This window comes from Pseudomonas sp. FBCC-B1667 (assembly GCF_059133255.1).
Window position 1 is genome coordinate 1865872 of record NZ_CP101437.1, and the last position, 19194, is coordinate 1885065.

Here is a 19194-nt window from a genome sequence, read left to right on the forward strand (position 1 = left end):
TGCGCGCTACAAAACCTGCGGGAGCGTATTCCTGCTTTCCATTCGCGGTATCCTGCGCACTCTGAATTCGGACGTTTTTCCATGCTGGTGATTTCCAACAACGTGCATCTGCCGGATGCCGAGATCGAGTTGACGGCCATTCGTGCGCAAGGCGCGGGTGGGCAGAACGTCAACAAGGTCTCCAGCGCCGTGCACCTGCGCTTCGACATTCCGGCTTCGTCCTTGCCTGAATTTTATAAGGAGCGATTACTGGCGCTTCGTGACAGTCGCATCACCAGCGAAGGCGTGTTGATCATCAAGGCCCAGCAATACCGCACGCAGGAAGCCAATCGTGCCGATGCGCTGGAGCGCTTGACCGAGCTGATTCTCAGCGCGACCAAGGTCGAAAAGAAGCGTCGCCCGACCAAGCCGACATTGGGTTCAAAAAAGCGTCGACTCGAATCCAAGACCAAGCGCGGCAGCATCAAAGCCGGGCGCGGCAAGGTCGACTTTTAGCGAGACTCCCGGGCTTCGCGTTGCTTCGGCGCTTGTCGGTATAAATAAACGCTCAATGCCAAGCCGCTGAGCGCTGCAATCGCAGCAAACAGAAAGATCGACGCAAAACCAAACCCGGCCGCAATGGCGCCGGCCAATGGCCCGGTAATCCCCAGCGACAAGTCAATGAACAACGAATAAGCCCCGACAGCCGCGCCGCGGCTGGAGGCCGGCACGAGGTTGACCGCTTCCACGCCGAGCGCCGGGAACACCAGCGAAAATCCGAAACCGCTCAGCGCCGCACCGGCGAGTGCCCAATGGGCATCAGGCGCCAGCCACAGCAGCAACAAACCCAAGGTTTCCACGGACAGACAGGCAATCGCCACGCGGAATCCGCCGAGGCGGTTGATCAGATTGCCAAACAACAGGCGCGCACCGATGAAACTGGCGCCGAACAAGCTCAGGCACAACACCGCGTTATCCCAGTGTTGCGTGGCGTAATACAAGGTGATGAAGGTGGCGATGGTGCCGAAACCGATCGAGCCCAGCGCCAGGCCGCAACCGTGGGGCAGTACCCGACCCAGCACATGCATGAACGGCAAGCGTTCGCCGGCCACGATCGGCGCGGCGGTTTTTGGCCAGGCCAGTGCCAGGCCCAGAACGGCGAGCAGCACGATGCTCACGCCCATGCTCCACAAGCCCAACTGATGAACCAGAAGCACGCCCAACGGTGCACCGACGGCCAGTGCGCCGTAACTGGCGATGCCGTTCCAGGAAATTACCTTGGCGGTGTTGGCCGCGCCGACCCGGCCGATGCCCCAGCCAATCGATCCCGAGCCGACCAGGCTTTCCGCGCTGCCGAGCACGAGACGACCGATCAACAGGCTGATCAGGCTCACGGTCGGCAAGCTTTGCGTCCAGGCCGAAATCAGCATGAACACGCCACTCAAACCGCAGCCGGCCAGACCGTACATCACCGCCAGTTTGCTGCCCTTGTTGTCGATGATTTTCCCGGCATAAGGACGGCTGAGCAGGGTGGCGAGGTATTGCACGCTGATCACCAGACCGGCGATGACCGCGCCGAAACCCAGGTCGCTGTGGACGTAGCCGGGCAATACGGCCAGCGGAATGCCGATATTCAGGTAGCCGATGAAGGTAAACAGAACGATGGAAACGACTTGCAGCGTGACCGCCAGGGGGCGCTGGTTTTCAGGCATGGGTAAAGGTCCACGGGAAAGCAGGATAGATAGGCTGCTCATGATAACGGCGCGAGCGTTCGCGGGTCGTGGAAAAAGTAAAACTATTTGCCGGGCGGCTTGGATCAGGGCTTGGCGGGAGCAACCAGTTGCGTCGTGACCAAGGCGGCCAGGGCGTTTTCTTGAGTGCCGAAGCGGGCGAGCAGCGCGGCTTGTTTCTCGGGGGAGAGGCGATTCCAGACCTCGATCATCTTCTCGGCGGTGCCGATCAGGACGTTGGCCTGGGTCTCATCAAATTTGTCGGTCATGGTGTGAAGCTCGAGGGTTCAGGCGGTGTGGAAAGCGCATGTTAGCGCTTTCCACACGGTCTGGCATTGCAGGTGTTTCAGTCTTCGCTGTCGGCCTGGCGGCGTTCAGTGGCTTCTTTGGGCTCGGGCTGTTGGGCGCCGGCTTGTTGCGTGGTTGTCTGCTCAGTTTCGTGCAGGCTTGGGAAGGGGAGATTAGGGATCTCGTGCATGTTCGCGCTCCTCGCAAAGTCTGTTGATAGATCTGGTAGATCCGCGCTTATACAAAGCTTGGGCAGGATACAGCACTGAAAATGACAAATAGACTTTTATATCCATTTGTTTCGACGGATGGGATTGTCTAGACAGGTCTGGAAGAGCGAGCAATACAAGTCGGAATGAGCCTGCTCGCGAAGCGTTGGTGCATCCGACACCCATGTGACGGATAGACCGCTAGCTCGAGCAGGCTCATTCCTGCAGGGCGTTACTAACAGACTTCGGCGATGGCCTCAGCCAGCAGATCCAGACGCGTTGCATCAATCCCCGCCACGTTGGCCCGGCCGGAGTTGACCATGTACACGCTGTGATGATCGCGCAGCTGTTTAACCTGTTCCGCCGTCAAACCGGTGTACGAGAACATCCCGCGTTGCACGCCAATGTGCGCAAAACGCTCGCGCAAACCATGCGGTTCCAACGCTTCGACCAGGCCACTGCGCAACTGGGCGATGCGCAAGCGCATGGTTTCCACTTCGTCGGCCCAGAGGCTTTTCAGCTCCGGGTCGCCAAGAATGGTCGCGACTACAGCAGCCCCATGATCCGGCGGCGTCGACCACAGGTTGCGGGCGATGTTGGCCAGTTGGCTGCGGATGTCCACGAGCTTGTCAGCGGTTTTCGCGCAGACAATCAGTGCGCCGGTGCGGTCGCGGTACAAACCGAAGTTCTTCGAGCAGGAACTGGTGATCAGCACTTCCGGCAACGCGTCAGCGAACAGACGGGTCGACCAGGCATCCTGTTCCAGGCCATCGCCGAAACCCTGGTAGGCGAAGTCGATCAACGGCAGCAGATCGCGACTGCGCACCACGTCCAGCACTCGATGCCAGTCGTCATGGGACAGATCGAAACCGGTCGGGTTATGGCAGCAGGCATGCAGCAACACCACGTCGCCCTTGGGCGCCTCGCTCAGTACCGCGAGCATGGCCTCGACGTCGAGGCGGTTGTCGCTGCCCACGTACGGGTAATGACTGACTTTGACCCCGGCCGCCGCGAAAATGGTTTCATGGATCGGCCAGGTCGGGTTGCTCAACCACACGCCACGGCCCGGCAGGCACTGGGCGATGAAGTCGGCACTCAAGCGCAATGCGCCGGTGCCGCCCGGTGTCTGGGTCGCCCCGGCGCGTTGACCGGCAATCAGTGCGGAGTCCGCACCGAGCACCAGCTCACTCAGGGCTATGCCGAAGGCCGGTTCTCCATGACCACCGATGTAGGTCTTGGTGGTCTGGCGATCCACCAGACGCTGCTCGGCCAGCTTCACCGACTGCAGAATCGGCGTCAGGCCCTGGGCATCTTTGTAGACGCCCACGCCGAGGTCGAATTTGCGCGGGTTCGGATCCTGGGCATAGGCTTCCATCAAGCCGAGAATCGGATCGCCGGGAACTCGACCTATGGCGTCGAAATGCATTATTTGCGGCCCTCGGCGTCCTTGGCCACTTCGTCAGTGCGCGCAGCCATGATGAAGTCGTTGCGGTGCAGGCCCTTGATGGAGTGGCTCCACCAGGTGACGGTGACTTTGCCCCATTCGGTCAGCAGGCCAGGGTGGTGACCTTCGGCCTCGGAGATTTCACCGACCGCGTTGGTGAACGCCAGTGCGTGCTTGAAGTTTTTGAACAGGAACAGCTTTTCCAGTTGCATCACGCCGTCGCGGACTTCGATGTTCCAGTCCGGGATCTGCTTGATCAGGATCGGCAATTCTTCGTCGCTGACCTGAGGGGCATCGGCGCGGCAGGCTTCGCAGTGGGCTTGGTTCAATGTAGACATGTTGAATTCCTGGAATCGAATAATTGGAAATCGGCCGTCAGTGACACCACGCTAAACCAAAGCGTCGGTTCCTGACAGGCTCACGTGTTTCTAAAAGCAGCGGATCACGCAGCCTTTGGCGGAAATTTCGGGGTGTGCAAGCCCAGCTGCATGCCTTGTTTGACCATGCTCATGATGTCTTCATGAGCCACGTCAAACAGACGCTTGAGGTTCGGCAAGACAAAGTACAGCGGTTGCAGGATGTCGATTCGATACGGCGTGCGCATGCATTCCAGCGGATCGAACGCCTGATGTTCAGGTTCGTTCGACAGGCAGTAAACGGTTTCTTTTGGAGAAGAAAGAATGCCGCCGCCGTAAATGCGCAGGCCATCAGCGGTATCGACCAGGCCGAACTCAATGGTCATCCAGTACAGGCGCGCCAGGTAAACGCGTTCTTCCTTGGTCGCTTGCAGGCCAAGTTTGCCGTAGGTGTGGGTGAATTCAGCGAACCACGGGTTGGTCAGTAGCGGGCAGTGGCCAAAGATCTCGTGGAAAATGTCCGGCTCTTGCAGGTAATCCAGCTCTTCGCGGGTACGAATAAACGTTGCCACTGGAAACTGCTTGTTCGCCAGCAACTCGAAAAACGTCTGGAAGGGGATCAGCGCCGGGACTCGGGCCACTTGCCAACCGGTGGTTTCACCGAGGACTTGGTTGATTTCACCGAGTTGCGGAATGCGGTCGTGGGGCAGACCGAGTTTTTCGATACCGTCCAGGTATTCCTGGCACGCACGGCCCTCGATCACTTTCAGTTGACGAGTGATCAGCGTGTTCCACACCGCATGTTCTTCAGCGGGGTAGTCGATAAAACCTTGCGCATCGGGCTCGCGAGCCACGTACTGCGTCTGCTTCATGCTGCTCTCCTGCGAGGGGATATCGTTCTTGTTATGTGCTGCTATGGACCTAGAAATACTCCAAGGCGCGAAGTGTTGCAGCAGGTGTTCGGCGATCCTTGCAGGACAAATCGGCATTTTTCGTAAAGTATTCGTTACGCTTTGGCGGCTACGGCGCAGTTGTTGAGATTTGCGGGTTTGAAATGGCGTCGGGGTGTCACATAATCTTGACGACTAACTTGGCTCCCACGCAGAAATTCCGCGCGCGGGACCTCGATTCCCCCTTTCTTCGGGCCTTTATATGCGTATCAAAGTCCACTGCCAGAACCGCATCGGCATCCTGCGCGACATTCTCAATTTGCTGGTGGAGTACGGGATCAACGTCGCCCGGGGGGAGGTCGGCGGTGAGCATGGCAATGCGATCTACCTGCATTGCCCGAACCTGATCAACATTCAGTTTCAGGCCCTGCGTCCGAAATTCGAATCGATTGCCGGTGTATTCGGCGTCAAGCGTGTAGGGCTGATGCCTAGCGAGCGTCGGCACATGGAGCTCAATGCCTTGCTCGGCGCCCTGGAGTTTCCGGTGCTGTCGATCGACATGGGCGGCTCCATCGTTGCGGCCAACCGGGCGGCGGCGCAGTTGCTCGGGGTGCGGGTGGATGAAGTGCCAGGGATTCCGCTGTCGCGTTACGCCGAAGACTTTGATTTGCCGGAACTGGTGCGGGCCAACAAGTCGCGCATCAATGGGCTGCGGGTCAAGGTCAAGGGTGACGTGTTTCTGGCCGACATTGCGCCGCTGCAATCAGAGCACGACGACAGCGAAGCCATGGCTGGCGCGGTCCTTACGCTGCACCGCGCCGACCGGGTAGGGGAGCGCATCTACAACGTGCGCAAGCAGGAGTTGCGTGGGTTCGACAGCATCTTCCAAAGCTCGAAGGTGATGGCCGCGGTGGTGCGCGAGGCCCGGCGCATGGCGCCGCTGGATGCGCCGCTATTGATAGAAGGGGAAACCGGCACCGGTAAAGAATTGCTGGCGCGCGCCTGCCACCTTGCCAGCCCGCGCGGGCAGTCGCCGTTGATGGCGCTCAATTGCGCCGGTTTGCCGGAGTCGATGGCCGAGACCGAATTGTTCGGCTACGGCCCTGGCGCCTTCGAAGGCGCGCGCGCCGAGGGCAAGCTTGGCCTGCTGGAACTGACGGCTGGCGGTACGCTGTTTCTCGATGGCGTTGGGGAAATGAGCCCGCGCTTGCAGGTGAAATTGCTGCGCTTTTTGCAGGACGGTTGCTTCCGTCGTGTTGGCAGTGATGAAGAGGTGTACCTGGATGTGCGGGTGATCTGCGCCACCCAGGTGGATTTGTCGGAGCTGTGCGCGCGCGGTGAGTTTCGCCAGGATTTGTATCACCGCTTGAACGTGCTCTCGCTGCACATCCCGCCACTGCGCGAATGCCTCGATGGTTTGACACCGTTGGTGGAACACTTCCTCGACCAGGCCAGTCGGCAGATCGGTTGCCCGCTGCCGAAATTGGCGCCGGCGGCGATGGAGCGCCTCAGTCGTTACCATTGGCCGGGCAATGTCCGCCAATTGGAAAATGTGTTGTTCCAGGCGGTTTCGTTGTGTGAGGGCGGGACGGTCAAGGCCGAACATATTCGCTTGCCGGATTACGGTGTGCGTCAGCCGCTTGGCGATTTCTCGCTGGAGGGGGGGCTGGATGAGATCGTCGGACGTTTCGAGAAAGCGGTACTGGAGCGATTGTATTCCGAGCATCCGAGCAGTCGGCAACTGGGCAAGCGGTTGGGGGTTTCGCACACGACCATTGCCAACAAGTTGCGTGAACATGATGTCGGCAAAGAACCGGGCGCCTAAGCAAATGATCGTTCCCGCGGTCCGCGTGGGAACGATCAGTGGTCAGGCTGATCCTTGCCACTCACCGGCATTTCCGCGCCGGTTTTTCGACTTTGACACAATCCCCCATTCCCCTCTGAAACCCCTCAACTCCTTTGTTTGCCGGGCCCGGCGCCGCCAAGGATAAGTTGGTCTGCAAATTGCTTGTCGCTCATCAGTACAGCGGTGGGCGGCAAACGTCCGGCATGCAGAGGAAAGAGTGTGGATAAGTACCTTTATGTGGCAATGACCGGCGCCAGCCAGAATGCACTGGCGCAGAAGGCTCATGCCAACAACCTGGCAAACATCTCCACCAACGGTTTTCAGAAGGACCTGGAACAGGCCCGTTCGATGCCGGTGTTTGGTGACAGCTTTCCGGCGCGTGCGTTTGCGATGACCGAACGCCCGGCCACAGACTTCTCCCCTGGTTCGCTGGTTGAAACCGGTCGCGACCTCGATGTTGCGGTGCAAGGCAGCGGCTGGATTGCCGTGCAGACGCCCGATGGCGCTGAAAGCTACGTGCGCACCGGCAGCCTGAACGTGGACGCCCTCGGCGTACTGCGCGCCGGCAACGGCATGCCGGTGATGGGCAATGGCGGTCCGATCGCCGTGCCGCCCGAGCAGCAAATCGAAGTCGGCGAAGACGGCACCATCAGCATCCGTGCGATGGGCGAAGGCCCGCGTGTGATGGCTGAAGTCGACCGCATCAAGCTGGTCAACCCTGACCTGAAGAACATGACCAAAGGCCTGGATGGTTCGATCCACACCAAGGACGGCAAGCCGGCGCAAGCCGACGCCGGCGTCAAACTGGTGTCCGGGTTTCTTGAGTCGAGCAACGTCAACGCCGTGGAAGAAATGACCTCGGTACTGGCTTTGTCGAAGCAGTTCGAGCTGCACATCAAGATGATGAACACCGCCAAAGACGATGACCAGGCCATGGCTCGGGTCTTGCAGATCAGCTAATTATCAGAACGTCGCGCCGTAAAACAGGCGCACGAGGAGAATTGAATGCTTCCGGCTCTATGGGTTGCCAAAACAGGTCTGTCCGCCCAGGACACCAACCTGACCACTATTTCCAACAACCTGGCCAACGTGTCGACCACGGGTTTCAAACGTGACCGCGCCGAGTTCCAGGACTTGCTCTACCAAATCAAACGCCAGCCAGGCGCCCAGTCGACCCAGGACAGCGAGCTGCCGTCGGGTCTGCAAGTGGGTACCGGTGTGCGCATCGTCGGCACCCAGAAAAACTTCACCGCCGGCAGCCTGCAAACCACGGAGCAGCCACTTGACCTGGCGGTCGACGGTCGCGGTTTCTTCCAGATCCTGCAGCCGGACGGCACCACGTCCTACACCCGTGACGGTACCTTCCACCTCGACTCCAACGGTCAGATCGTGAATGCCAGCGGCTTCGCCCTGGAACCGGCCATTGTGATTCCGAACGACGCGCAGACCTTCACGGTCGGTCGCGACGGCACGGTGTCTATCACCGTTCCGGGTAACCCGGCCAACCAGGTGATCGGCAACCTGCAAACCGCCGACTTCATCAACCCGGCCGGTCTGCAGGCAGTGGGCAACAACCTGTTCCTGGAAACCGCTGCTTCCGGCGCGCCGCAAGTCGGTACTCCGGGCCTGAACGGTTTCGGCACCACGCTGCAGAACACCCTGGAAACGTCCAACGTCAGCACCGTTGAAGAGATGGTCAACATGATCACCACTCAGCGCGCCTACGAGATGAACTCCAAGGTGATCTCCACCGCCGACCAGATGCTCTCGTTCGTAACGCAGAATCTGTAATCAAGTCTATGAGGCGACCATGAGGTCGCCTGCAACACCGTGAGGTAGGGTCATGAATCGCTTTGTATCTGTTCTGGCACTGAGTGGGGCTGTTGTGCTCGCAGGCTGCGTCCCCTCGACGCCCAAGCCCAATGACCCGTATTACGCGCCGGTGTTGCCGCGCACGCCGTTGCCGGCTGCCGCAAACAATGGCTCGATTTATCAAGCCGGTTTTGAGCAGAACCTGTACAGCGACCGCAAGGCGTTCCGGGTCGGTGACATCATCACCATCACCCTGAACGAGAAGACCCAGGCGAGCAAAAACGCCAATTCGCAAATTGGCAAGAACAGCAAGGCCAGCATCGGCCTGAGCTCCTTGTTCGGCTCCACGCCCAACACCAATAACCCGTTCGGCAGTGGTGACTTGAGTCTGGACGCCAGCTATGAAGGCGACCGCGCGACCAAGGGCGACAGCAAGGCGGCGCAGGGCAACACCCTCGTCGGTTCGATCACTGTCACCGTGGCTGATGTGCTGCCCAACGGCATCATCGCGGTACGCGGCGAGAAGTGGATGACCCTCAACACCGGCGACGAGCTGGTGCGGATTGCCGGTCTGGTGCGCTCCGATGACATCGCCACCGACAACACCGTGTCGTCGACCCGCGTCGCCGATGCACGCATCACCTACTCGGGCACCGGTTCGTTTGCCGATGCGAGTCAGCCAGGCTGGTTCGACCGTTTCTTCCTCAGCCCGCTGTTCCCTTTCTAGGTGGCCACGTTGAATTTCAAACACCTGATGGTGGCTGCGTTCCTGATGTCCGCAGCCTTCGGTGCTCAGGCCGAGCGGCTGAAGGATATCGCCAGTATTTCCGGCGTGCGGTCCAACCAATTGATTGGCTACGGCCTGGTGGTCGGGCTTAACGGCACCGGTGACCAGACGACGCAGACGCCTTTCACCCTGCAGACCTTCAACAACATGCTCTCGCAGTTCGGCATCAAGGTGCCGCCGGGTTCGGGCAACGTGCAGTTGAAGAACGTCGCAGCGGTTTCGATCAGTGCGGACTTGCCGGCGTTTGCCAAACCGGGTCAGCAGGTTGATATCACCGTTTCCTCCATTGGTAACTCCAAGAGCTTGCGCGGCGGCACCTTGCTGTTGACCCCGCTCAAAGGTATCGACGGCAACGTTTACGCCGTCGCTCAGGGCAACCTGGTGGTGGGTGGTTTTGATGCCGAAGGTCGTGACGGTTCCAAGATCACTGTCAACGTTCCGTCGGCCGGTCGTATCCCCGGCGGTGCATCGGTCGAACGTTCGGTGCCGAGCGGTTTCAACCAGGGCAATAGCCTGACGCTGAACCTCAACCGCTCGGACTTCACCACCGCCAAGCGCATCGTCGACAAGATCAACAACCTGCTCGGCCCGGGTGTTGCCCAGGCCATCGATGGCGGTTCGATTCGCGTCAGTGCACCGCTTGATCCGAGCCAGCGTGTCGACTACCTGTCGATCCTGGAAAACCTTGAAGTCGACCCGGGTCAGGCGGTGGCGAAAGTCATCATCAACTCGCGTACCGGCACCATCGTGATCGGCCAGAACGTCAAGGTCTCACCCGCCGCCGTGACCCACGGCAGCCTGACCGTGACCATCACCGAAGACCCGATTGTCAGCCAGCCCGGCCCTCTGTCCAATGGTCAGACGGCCGTCGTGCCGCGCTCGCGGGTTAACGCACAGCAAGAAGCCAAGCCGATGTTCAAGTTCGGCCCGGGCACCACCCTCGACGAAATCGTCCGTGCGGTGAACCAGGTCGGCGCGGCGCCGGGCGACTTGATGGCGATCCTCGAAGCACTGAAACAGGCTGGCGCGTTGCAAGCCGACCTGATCGTGATCTGAGGACGGCTGTCATGGATATGCGCAAGAGCGGTCTGGTCAGCAGCAGCGACTCCGGTTCCTATTCGGACTTGAATCGTTTGAACCAGCTCAAGGTGGGCGACAAGAACAGCGACGGCAACATGCGCAAAGTGGCGCAGGAGTTCGAATCGCTGTTTCTGGGTGAGATGCTCAAGTCCATGCGTTCGGCTACCGAAGCGCTGGGCAAGGACAACCCGCTTAACACGCCAGCGGCCAAGCAATACCAGGAAATGTACGACCAGCAACTGGCCATTTCCATGTCTCGTGAAGGCGGTGGTATTGGTCTGGCAGACGTGCTGATGCGGCAGATGTCGAAGAATAAACCGCTCGCGCCGGGTGAGGCTGCGGCCATGTCCGCGGCCAAGCAAGAAGCAGCGAAAGCCGCCGTGCCAACGCCGATTGCGGCTGGCACCGTGGCCACTGACGGTCCGCTGTCGCGGCTCAATGGTCAGCGTCCGTTGTGGGCGTCGCGTTCGGTGAAAGCACCGGCCGGCGAGAGCACGCATCGCAATGACATGGAGCTGATCAATCAGCGCCGTCTGGCCTTGCCGCCGAAACTGGCGGATCGCTTGCTCGCCGGTCTGGTGCCTTCGGCCACCACGACTGCCGCTGCGACACCGAACAAAACCTTGTTGCCAGAGCGCGCCACGACGACGGCCACGACCGGTGCCGGCCCGCTCTTCAATGGCGACTGGCTGGCCTCGCAAACGGACAGCAAGTCGAGCGGGCAGATGCAGATTTACGGACGTGCGATGGCGCAGATTCCTCTCGCGCCGCCGAAGAAAGCCTTCAGCTCCGCCGACGAATTCGTCAACACCATGCTGCCGATGGCCAAGGAAGCCGCCGAGCGCATTGGCGTCGATCCGCGTTACCTGGTGGCCCAGGCTGCTCTGGAAACCGGCTGGGGCAAATCGGTCATGCGTGCCCAGGATGGCAGCAGTAGCCACAACCTGTTTGGCATCAAGGCAGGCACCAGTTGGAAGGGTGATTCGGCGCGAGCCATCACCAGCGAATTCAGGAATGGCGAGATGGTCAAGGAGACGGCCGAGTTCCGTTCCTACGACTCGTATAAAGACAGCTTCCACGACCTCGTGACTTTGCTGCAAACCAATAATCGCTATCAAGATGTTGTGAAGTCGGCCGATAACCCAGAACAGTTTGTACGCGAGTTGCAGAAAGCCGGGTATGCAACCGACCCGGATTACGCAAGCAAGATCTCGCAGATAGCCAAACAGATGACGAGTTACCAAAACTACGCTGCGGCGGGCGCTTCCACCACGCCTCTATAGGCACAAGGCATAAGGTCTGAACCATGAGTTTGCTCAATATCGGGATGTCGGGTCTATCCGCTAGCCAATCCTCGTTGATGACTACCGGCAATAACATTGCCAACGCCGACACCGCCGGTTATTCACGCCAGCAAACCGTGCAGGGCACCAAAGCCTCGAATCAGTTCGGCAACCTCTACATCGGTACCGGCACGACCCTGGCCGATGTGCGTCGCGTCTACAACAGCTACCTCGATGCGCAATTGCAGACCACCACTTCGCTCGACAGCGATGCGAAAGCCTATGCCGGGCAGGTCACTCCGCTCGATACATTGCTCTCGGACAGCAGCACCGGCGTTGATGGGGCCCTGACCAAGTTTTTCGCCTCGGTGCAAAACGTCAACGCCAAGCCGGGTGACGATGCGTCCCGTCAGCTGCTGCTCAGCGATGCCAAGGCCTTGAGCAATCGTTTCAACTCAGTATCCAGCCAATTGACCGCGCAAGCCGCGAGCATCAACGGCAACCTGGCGAACATGGCTAATCAGGTCAACAAGCTGGCCGCTACCGTGGCGCAGTTGAACCAGAAAATCTCCGAGGTTTCCAAGTCCGGCGGCATGCCGAACGATTTGCTCGACGCTCGCAACGAAACCGTGCGTCAGCTCTCCACCTTCACCGGTACGCAGGTCATCGAGCGCGACGGTAACCTTGATGTGTACCTGGGCAGCGGCCAGCCGCTGGTCATGGGCGGCACCTCCAGCACCCTGCAAGTGGTGCCGAGCCAGGCCGATCCATCGCGCCTGGGTATTCAGCTCAATCGTGGTTCGAGCACCGTCGACATTACGTCGGTGATGACCGGTGGTGAAATGGGTGGCCTGCTGCGTTATCGCAGCACCGTGCTGGATCCGGCCATGAACGAACTGGGGCGCGTGGCCCTGGTTGTTGCCGACCAGATGAACAGCCTTCAAGCCCAGGGCATCGACAAGAACGGTGCGTTCGGTTCGAACCTGTTCAACAGCATCAACAGCGCTGCACAGATAGCCAGTCGCAGCGTCGCCACCGTCGGCAACAGCGCCGGTTCCGGTAACTTCGATGTGACCATCAAGGACAGCGGCAAGCTGACCATCAACGATTACAAAGTCACTTTCACCAGCGGCACCAACTACACCGTGCAGCGCCTGCCGGACGGTACGTCGATGGGGGCTTTCAGCACCCTGACCACGCCGCCGCCAGTGATTGATGGTTTCTCGTTGACACTCAGTGGTGGTACAGCCGCCGCCGGTGACACCTTCAAGATCACGCCGACCCGCAACGCGGCGACGAACATCAAGACCGAGATGACCGACCCCCAGCGTCTGGCGATGGCGGCGCCCTTGAGTGCGGCCATTGCGCCGGGCGGTAGCGGCACCTTGACTATCTCGTCCAGCGGGCAGCCAACCCTGACCACGCACTTCGATATCTACGATCCGGCGACCACCCAGACTATTCAGGACGGTCTGAAGAACTCGACACCGGTCAAAGTGGTGTTCGGTGCTTCCGGTGGTGCGACCCAGACTTATCAGATGCTCGATGCCAAGGGCAACCTTCTCGGCAGCGGCAGCATCGTACCGAACCAGAACAATACGTTGAGCCTGAACATTCCGCTGGTTGATGCCACGGGTGCGGCGATCATGGACCCGGGTCCGCCGGCCGTGCAGCGTACCGCGTCGTTCGACATGACCATCGCAGGCTCGCCGGGCACGGCATCAGCGATCAACATTTCGTTCGCTCAACCGGGCACGCTGGACAACCGTAACGGTACCGCGTTGGCCGGTCTGCAGACCAAGCAGGTGGTGGACACCGGCGCCGCCAGCAAGGGTATTTCGCTGAATGATGCCTACGGCAAGCTGGTCGAAGGCGTTGGCTCCAAAGCGGCCCAGAGCAAACTCGACACCGCAGCGACTGACGCGATCCTGGCCAATGCCAAGGGCGCCCGCGACTCTCTCTCGGGTGTGGATCTCGATGAAGAGTCCGGCAACCTGGTCAAATATCAGCAGTACTACACCGCCTCTTCGCAGATCATCAAAGCTGCGCAAGAAACCTTCAGCACGCTGATCAACAGTCTTTAAGGAGTCGTAGCCCATGCGTATTTCTACCAGTCAGTTTTACGAGTCCTCGGCTGCGAATTATCAAAAGAACTTCGCCAATGCGGTCAAGAGCAGCGAAGAGGCCAGCAGTCTGGTTCGCGTCAATACCGCTGCCGATGATCCCGTCGGGGCTTCGCGCCTGCTGCAACTGGGTCAGCAGGCTTCGATGCTCGATCAGTTCAAGGCCAACACCAACACGATCAAAGCGACCCTGGGTCAGACCGAGTCGGTGATGACCAGCATCACCAACGTGCTGCAGCGCGCCAGGGAACTGGCCATCGGTGCGGGTAATGGCACTTTCACCGACGCCGACCGCCAGGCCAATGCCTCGGAGCTGGGCCAGATCGAAGACCAACTGCTGAGCCTGATGAATTCAAAGGATGAAAATGGTACGTACATTTTCTCCGGTTCCAAGGGTGATACCGTCCCGTTCACGCGCAATACCGACGGCACCTACAGCTACAACGGTGATCAGGTAACCCTCGATCTGCAGGTCGGCGATACCATGTCGATGGCCACCAACAGCACCGGCTGGGACGTCTTCCAGCAGGCGATCAATACCAGCCGCAGCCAGGTCACCATGACCGCGCCGGCTGTCGATGACGGGCGCATAACACTGTCCAACGGTCAGGTGTCGTCGAATGTGACCTACGACAGCAAGTTCCGTAGCGGTGAGCCGTATACCGTGTCGTTTGTCAGCGGTACACAGCTGAAAATCACTGACTCGGGCGGTACCGATGTCACCGCCGAAGCCACGCAGGGCGGCACTTTCGATCCGAATTCCACGGTGGGGCAGGCTGTCAGTTTTCGAGGTGTTGAACTGAACCTGAACATTAATCTGCAGCCCGGTGATAACGCCGCGACCGTGTTGCCTGGCCACAGCTTCACGCTCGCCGCCAAGCCCGATACGTTCACGGCGACCCGCAGCCCGGGCAACCCGACGGCGGCGCAGGTGACTTCGACCAGCATCACCAACCCGGCAAATTATCATGCCAGTTTCCCTGCGGGCGCGGCTGTCCTGAAGTTCACCAGCGCCACGGCCTTTGACTTGTACGCGGCACCGGTGACTGCTACCAGCAAGCCGGTGTCCAGCGGGACGATGGTTGGCAACGTTGCCACTGCATCGGGTGTGAGTTTCACCATGAGCGCTGCACCAACGCCGGGGGCGAACGATCAGTTCAGCATTGCCGTCAATACTCACCAAACCCAGAACATTCTGGATACCGTGAGCCAGTTGAAGAGTGCATTGAACGCGCCCACCAACGGCAACCCGGTCCTGATGCAGCAGCAGCAAGCTGCCGTGACCTCGGGCATTGCCAACCTCGCCAGTGGCACCGATCGGTTGTCCAGTGCTTTGAGTTCGGTGGGTGGACGCGGTGCCGCGCTGGATACTCAAGCCCAGATCAACCAGAGCCTGGGCATGGCCAACACCCAGACTCAATCGTCGATCCGCGATTCCGATCCGGCAGAAGTGATGACGCGACTGACGTTGCAGCAAACCATGTTGCAGGCCTCGCAATTGGCGTTCAGCAAAATCACTCAGTTGGGCTTGTTCAATAAGATCTAAAGGCGTCGGGTGCGACAGCGCCCGGCCGTAAGTCGCTAATAACCAATCGCCTTTTTTCAGCGGTACCAGGGGGCTCACCCGGCCGGGTGAGCATCCACCGCTTGAGAGTCCCGTCGTGAATCCAGTCTCCCTAGTCAGCCTCGTCATTCCTGCGTTCAACCCGCGTTTCTTCGCCCGGGCCCTGCACAGTGCCCTGATGCAGCAATACGCCAACCTTGAAATCATTGTGTGCGACGACAGTCGCGGCGATGAAATTCAAAAGGTTGTCGAGTCGCTGACCGGTGATGCGGTGTTGCGCGTGCGATATGTACGTAATCCGCAGACGCTGGGTTTTGTCGGCAACCTGCTGGCCTGCCTGGATGAGGCTGAAGGCGAATTCATCAAGTTTCTCTGTGATGACGATCAACTGTCCCCGGCGTGCATCGAGCGCCAGGCGCAGGTGCTGGCCGAGAACGCGGACATCAATCTGGTGCTGGCTCAGCGCGTTTTCTGGGATGCCGACGATCACCCGCTGCCCTCTCGCCTGGAGAACAGCACGTTGTCGCCGGTTTGCGGGATTTTCAAGGGCGATGACCTGCTGGCGATTTTCGAAAACTTTCCCATCAACTTCCTCGGTGGGTTCAGTAACGCACTTTTTCGCCGCGAGGATGTGCAGGCGCTGCTGCCGGCCCTGACTCAACCCGGCCACTGCTTTGTAGCGTCTCTCGATCTGGCCTTGTATATCTGCCTGATGCGTCGGGGCAACACCGCGCAACTCAACTATGTGTTGAGCATCGAAAGGCTGCATCCGGATCGTTTGAGCCGTCAGCAACCGATGAAGGACGCGGCCGAGGTGGAAAGGCAGTGGCTGGTGCAGATGCTCAAAGTGCGCGGCGGCGAAGGTGCGCCCGCCGGGGGGTGGGTCCGGTACTTGCCATTGAGTCGAAGTAAAGAAGAACCGCGCGTCTGGGACGAAGTGGCCTTGAGTCGGACCCTGGGTACGCGCCAGGCTCACCAGGAGTATCGGGTGGGTGTTGCCAGCGAGAGTTTTTCTCAGCTTTACGCACAATGGCTGGCGTGTCGCACACTCAGCGACACTCAACGACGTCTGTTGCCGGAAACCGTGGCCGGTTGGTCGCGGCAACCGAAGATCGTCCCGATCATCATCAATGATCAGGCCAGCCGTGCCGGTCTGGACCTCACGCTGCAGAGCCTTGACGAACAGCTCTATGCGCCGGAACTGACCCTGGTGTTGTCCAGTACCTGCACTGAAGCGCATCTCGACAAGCGGGTGTTCACTTTACCGTTGCAGCATGACTGGTGTGAACAGATCAACGGATTGCTGGCACAACTCGACGGGGCGGACTGGTTCTATCTGCTGCGTGCTGGCGATCGACTGGTGGAGCCGGCCCTGTTGCTGCTGGCCGAGCGAATCAGTGTCTCGCCGAGCGCTTTGTGTATCTACGGCGATGAAGGTGGATTGCGCGACGGTGAATCGGCAGACCCGGTCTTCAAACCGGATTTCAATCTGGACCTGATGCGCAGCTATCCATACGTCGGGCGCGCCCTGGCGTTTGAGCGTGAGCGTTTCCTGGCGCTGGGCGGCTTCAATTCAAGCCACGGCGAACTGGCGCCTCACGATATGCTGTGGCGCATGGTCGAAAATGACGACGTCACGGTCGTCGAACATATCGCCGAGGTGATGCTGGAATCGACTCTGGGCCTGGCGCAATGGTTGGCACTGCCTGAAGTCATTGACCTCAACCCGCAGGTGGTGGAGGCGCATCTGCAACGATTGGGCGTTGCCCATGAGATTCGCCAGGGCAGTTTTACCTTGCTCAATCGGGTCGATTACCTGCATACGACCCGCCCGCTGGTGTCGATCATCATTGTCTGCAAAGACCAGTTGGCTGCTGTGCAGCGATGTGTTGAAACGCTTCTCGAGAAAACTGCTTACAGCGAGTACGAGTTGCTGTTGATCGATAATGGCAGTGAGTCGCCGCAAACACTTGAATGGCTCAGTGGCATGGCTCAGCTGGGCAGTGATCGGGTGCGGGTGGAGGTATTTGCGCAGCAGGGAAATATCGCGGCAACGCGCAATTTTGCTGCGCGGCAGGCCCGTGGTGATTACGTGCTGATGCTCAACCCGTATGCGGTCATTACGCGTGGAGACTGGCTAAATGAGTTGCTCAATCATGCTCAACGTCCGGAAGTCGGCGTGGTGGGGGGCAAGCTGCTCAACCCTGACGGCCGCGTACTGCATGCCGGTCTGATACTCGGGCTACAAGGTCCGGCGGGCTCGCCATTTCTCGGTGATCCGCTGAATTCAGTGGGTTATATGCACCGCTTGCTGGTGGTTCAGGATCTGAGCGCGGTCGGTGCTGATTGCCTGATGGTGCGCAAAACGCTGTTCGTGAGTATGGGGGGCTTCCAGGCCCAGGACTTCGCGTTAACCCTCAACGAAGTGGACCTGTGTCTGCGAGTCCGACAAAACGGGTATCTGGTGGTATGGACTCCGTACGCGCAACTGACCATCGGGACATCGCCTGCCGTCGAGGTGGGAGCGGCTGAACTGGCGCTACGAGCTCAGGAGCAGGAGGCGTTTTACCATCGCTGGCTGCCCATCATTGCTCGCGATCCGGCCTACAACCCTAACCTGATGCTGAATACGCCGGGGGGGTCCAGCTTCAGCCTGGACCCAGGCATGTGCGCAGGATGGAGCCCATTTTCTGCGCGCCAGATTCCGAAAGTGATGGCGCTGCCGGTCAACTCTTCGGCGGTCGGCCATTACCGCGCCCTCCAGCCGCTGATTGAACTGGAGAAGGCGGGGCGGGCAACCGGGCGGGTCTATTACGATTTTCCTTCGATCATCGACATCGAACGTGACTCACCGGATGTCATTATTTTGCAGGGGCGCTACAGCGAAGGGCCGATCAATGACATCGCTGCCTTCAAGCCCTACACCAATGCCAGGCTGATTTACGAGCTGGATGACTATGTCATCAAGGCGCCGAAGAAGAACCTGCACATTCGCAATATGCCGGACCACGTCGAGATGGAGCGTTTGGTTCGTCGCGCTATCGGGCTGTGCGATCGGGTCGTGGTGTCGACCCAGCCATTGGCCGATGCGTTGTCGTCCATGCATCACGACATTCGGGTCGTGCCGAATATGCTCGCCACTCACCTTTGGAGTGATCTGCGCAGTCAGCGTCGTACCTCGAAAAAGCCACGGGTGGGCTGGGGGGGCGGCACCAGCCACTCAGGTGACCTTGCGATTATTGCTGATGTAGTGCGTGAACTGGCCAATGAGGTGGATTGGGTGTTCTTCGGCATGTGCCCCGAAGAGCTATTGCCCTACGTGTATGAGTTCCATGGTGTCATCGACCTGAGCATCTACCCGGCGAAGCTGGCCAGTCTGAACCTGGACCTGGCATTGGCGCCGCTGGAGTTCCATATCTTCAACGATTGCAAGAGCAACTTGCGTTTGCTGGAGTACGGCGCGTGTGGCTACCCGGTGGTCTGTACCGATACCGAGGCCTACCGGGGTTACCTGCCTTGCACACGGGTGGTCAGCAACTCCACCGATGAATGGCTGCAAGCCATCCGCATGCACCTGGCAGACCCTGATGCCAGCTACCGCATGGGCGATGAATTGCGCGAGGCGGTTCTGCGTGACTTCATGCTGCGCGGTGACAATGTGCGTTACTGGGAGAATGGCTGGCTGGCCGATTGATCCGTCCCCTTGATGGCGTCGCTGCCCAACGGTAGCGGCTACATCGGCGCCGCCGTTCGAGCTGGCGCGTTTCCTGCAAGTCCCCTGAAAATCGCCATAAATCTAGCAT

Annotated in this window: 16 protein-coding genes; 10 read left to right on the plus strand and 6 right to left on the minus strand. The window is 59.6% G+C overall.

Annotated elements, in window-relative coordinates; genetic code table 11:
• Positions 1-81: 81 nt before the first annotated feature.
• On the plus strand, positions 82-495 hold the full coding sequence (arfB, locus tag NL116_RS08275) for an alternative ribosome rescue aminoacyl-tRNA hydrolase ArfB (protein WP_008010994.1): 414 nt from the start codon (positions 82-84) through the stop codon (positions 493-495).
• Here arfB and NL116_RS08280 read toward each other — a convergent pair.
• From NL116_RS08280 to phhA, 6 genes are all read right to left on the minus strand, one after another.
• Positions 492-1691, minus strand: coding sequence for an MFS transporter (locus NL116_RS08280; protein WP_494376765.1), 1200 nt, complete (start codon positions 1689-1691; stop codon positions 492-494). The two genes, arfB and NL116_RS08280, sit on opposite strands and share 4 nt — an antisense overlap.
• Before the next feature lie 104 nt (positions 1692-1795).
• Positions 1796-1978: a hypothetical protein gene (locus NL116_RS08285; RefSeq protein WP_494376766.1), complete on the minus strand. Its 183-nt coding sequence runs from the start codon at positions 1976-1978 to the stop codon at positions 1796-1798.
• A gap of 77 nt (positions 1979-2055) precedes the next feature.
• Positions 2056-2187, minus strand: a complete 132-nt coding sequence (locus tag NL116_RS08290) for a hypothetical protein (protein WP_010461912.1) — start codon at positions 2185-2187, stop codon at positions 2056-2058.
• A gap of 254 nt (positions 2188-2441) precedes the next feature.
• Positions 2442-3632 carry an amino acid aminotransferase gene (locus NL116_RS08295; RefSeq protein ID WP_494376767.1) on the minus strand — a complete coding sequence of 397 codons (1191 nt, stop codon included), beginning with the start codon at positions 3630-3632 and terminating at the stop codon, positions 2442-2444.
• Positions 3632-3988 carry a 4a-hydroxytetrahydrobiopterin dehydratase gene (locus NL116_RS08300; RefSeq protein WP_027922316.1) on the minus strand — a complete coding sequence of 119 codons (357 nt, stop codon included), beginning with the start codon at positions 3986-3988 and terminating at the stop codon, positions 3632-3634. The genes NL116_RS08295 and NL116_RS08300 overlap by 1 nt, the downstream gene beginning before the upstream one ends.
• A 104-nt stretch (positions 3989-4092) precedes the next feature.
• On the minus strand, positions 4093-4878 hold the full coding sequence (gene phhA, locus NL116_RS08305; RefSeq protein ID WP_494376768.1) for a phenylalanine 4-monooxygenase: 786 nt from the start codon (positions 4876-4878) through the stop codon (positions 4093-4095).
• A gap of 280 nt (positions 4879-5158) precedes the next feature.
• On the opposite strand from phhA, the gene NL116_RS08310 reads away from it, so the two are divergent.
• From NL116_RS08310 to NL116_RS08350, 9 genes are all read left to right on the plus strand, one after another.
• A complete protein-coding gene (locus NL116_RS08310; RefSeq protein ID WP_494376769.1) occupies positions 5159-6721 on the plus strand; it encodes a sigma-54-dependent transcriptional regulator in 1563 nt (520 codons plus the stop codon).
• A gap of 240 nt (positions 6722-6961) precedes the next feature.
• Positions 6962-7702 carry a flagellar basal body rod protein FlgF gene (locus tag NL116_RS08315; protein WP_059181392.1) on the plus strand — a complete coding sequence of 247 codons (741 nt, stop codon included), beginning with the start codon at positions 6962-6964 and terminating at the stop codon, positions 7700-7702.
• Between the two features lie 45 nt (positions 7703-7747).
• Entirely contained in the window at positions 7748-8533 is a 786-nt protein-coding gene (flgG, locus tag NL116_RS08320; protein WP_027922324.1) for a flagellar basal-body rod protein FlgG, read from the plus strand.
• Positions 8534-8585: 52 nt separating this feature from the next.
• A complete protein-coding gene (flgH, locus tag NL116_RS08325; protein ID WP_494376770.1) occupies positions 8586-9281 on the plus strand; it encodes a flagellar basal body L-ring protein FlgH in 696 nt (231 codons plus the stop codon).
• Between the two features lie 27 nt (positions 9282-9308).
• Positions 9309-10397, plus strand: a complete 1089-nt coding sequence (locus NL116_RS08330; RefSeq protein ID WP_494378022.1) for a flagellar basal body P-ring protein FlgI — start codon at positions 9309-9311, stop codon at positions 10395-10397.
• Positions 10398-10408: 11 nt separating this feature from the next.
• Positions 10409-11704 carry a flagellar assembly peptidoglycan hydrolase FlgJ gene (gene flgJ, locus NL116_RS08335; protein WP_494376771.1) on the plus strand — a complete coding sequence of 432 codons (1296 nt, stop codon included), beginning with the start codon at positions 10409-10411 and terminating at the stop codon, positions 11702-11704.
• Positions 11705-11727: 23 nt separating this feature from the next.
• Positions 11728-13788 carry a flagellar hook-associated protein FlgK gene (gene flgK, locus NL116_RS08340; protein ID WP_494376772.1) on the plus strand — a complete coding sequence of 687 codons (2061 nt, stop codon included), beginning with the start codon at positions 11728-11730 and terminating at the stop codon, positions 13786-13788.
• Between the two features lie 13 nt (positions 13789-13801).
• Entirely contained in the window at positions 13802-15373 is a 1572-nt protein-coding gene (locus tag NL116_RS08345; protein WP_494376773.1) for a flagellar hook-associated protein 3, read from the plus strand.
• A 115-nt stretch (positions 15374-15488) separates the two neighbouring features.
• Positions 15489-19085: a glycosyltransferase gene (locus NL116_RS08350; protein WP_494376774.1), complete on the plus strand. Its 3597-nt coding sequence runs from the start codon at positions 15489-15491 to the stop codon at positions 19083-19085.
• Positions 19086-19194 lie beyond the last annotated feature (109 nt).

Excerpts from the sequence above, each read along its gene's own strand:
- arfB (WP_008010994.1), top strand. The coding sequence starts at position 82 with ATGCTGGTGATTTCCAACAACGTGCATCTGCCGGATGCCGAGATCGAG.
- NL116_RS08280 (WP_494376765.1), bottom strand. The coding sequence starts at position 1,691 with ATGCCTGAAAACCAGCGCCCCCTGGCGGTCACGCTGCAAGTCGTTTCC.
- NL116_RS08285 (WP_494376766.1), bottom strand. The coding sequence starts at position 1,978 with ATGACCGACAAATTTGATGAGACCCAGGCCAACGTCCTGATCGGCACC.
- NL116_RS08290 (WP_010461912.1), bottom strand. The coding sequence starts at position 2,187 with ATGCACGAGATCCCTAATCTCCCCTTCCCAAGCCTGCACGAAACTGAG.
- NL116_RS08295 (WP_494376767.1), bottom strand. The coding sequence starts at position 3,632 with ATGCATTTCGACGCCATAGGTCGAGTTCCCGGCGATCCGATTCTCGGC.
- NL116_RS08300 (WP_027922316.1), bottom strand. The coding sequence starts at position 3,988 with ATGTCTACATTGAACCAAGCCCACTGCGAAGCCTGCCGCGCCGATGCC.
- phhA (WP_494376768.1), bottom strand. The coding sequence starts at position 4,878 with ATGAAGCAGACGCAGTACGTGGCTCGCGAGCCCGATGCGCAAGGTTTT.
- NL116_RS08310 (WP_494376769.1), top strand. The coding sequence starts at position 5,159 with ATGCGTATCAAAGTCCACTGCCAGAACCGCATCGGCATCCTGCGCGAC.
- flgG (WP_027922324.1), top strand. The coding sequence starts at position 7,748 with ATGCTTCCGGCTCTATGGGTTGCCAAAACAGGTCTGTCCGCCCAGGAC.
- flgH (WP_494376770.1), top strand. The coding sequence starts at position 8,586 with ATGAATCGCTTTGTATCTGTTCTGGCACTGAGTGGGGCTGTTGTGCTC.
- NL116_RS08330 (WP_494378022.1), top strand. The coding sequence starts at position 9,309 with ATGGTGGCTGCGTTCCTGATGTCCGCAGCCTTCGGTGCTCAGGCCGAG.
- flgJ (WP_494376771.1), top strand. The coding sequence starts at position 10,409 with ATGGATATGCGCAAGAGCGGTCTGGTCAGCAGCAGCGACTCCGGTTCC.
- flgK (WP_494376772.1), top strand. The coding sequence starts at position 11,728 with ATGAGTTTGCTCAATATCGGGATGTCGGGTCTATCCGCTAGCCAATCC.
- NL116_RS08345 (WP_494376773.1), top strand. The coding sequence starts at position 13,802 with ATGCGTATTTCTACCAGTCAGTTTTACGAGTCCTCGGCTGCGAATTAT.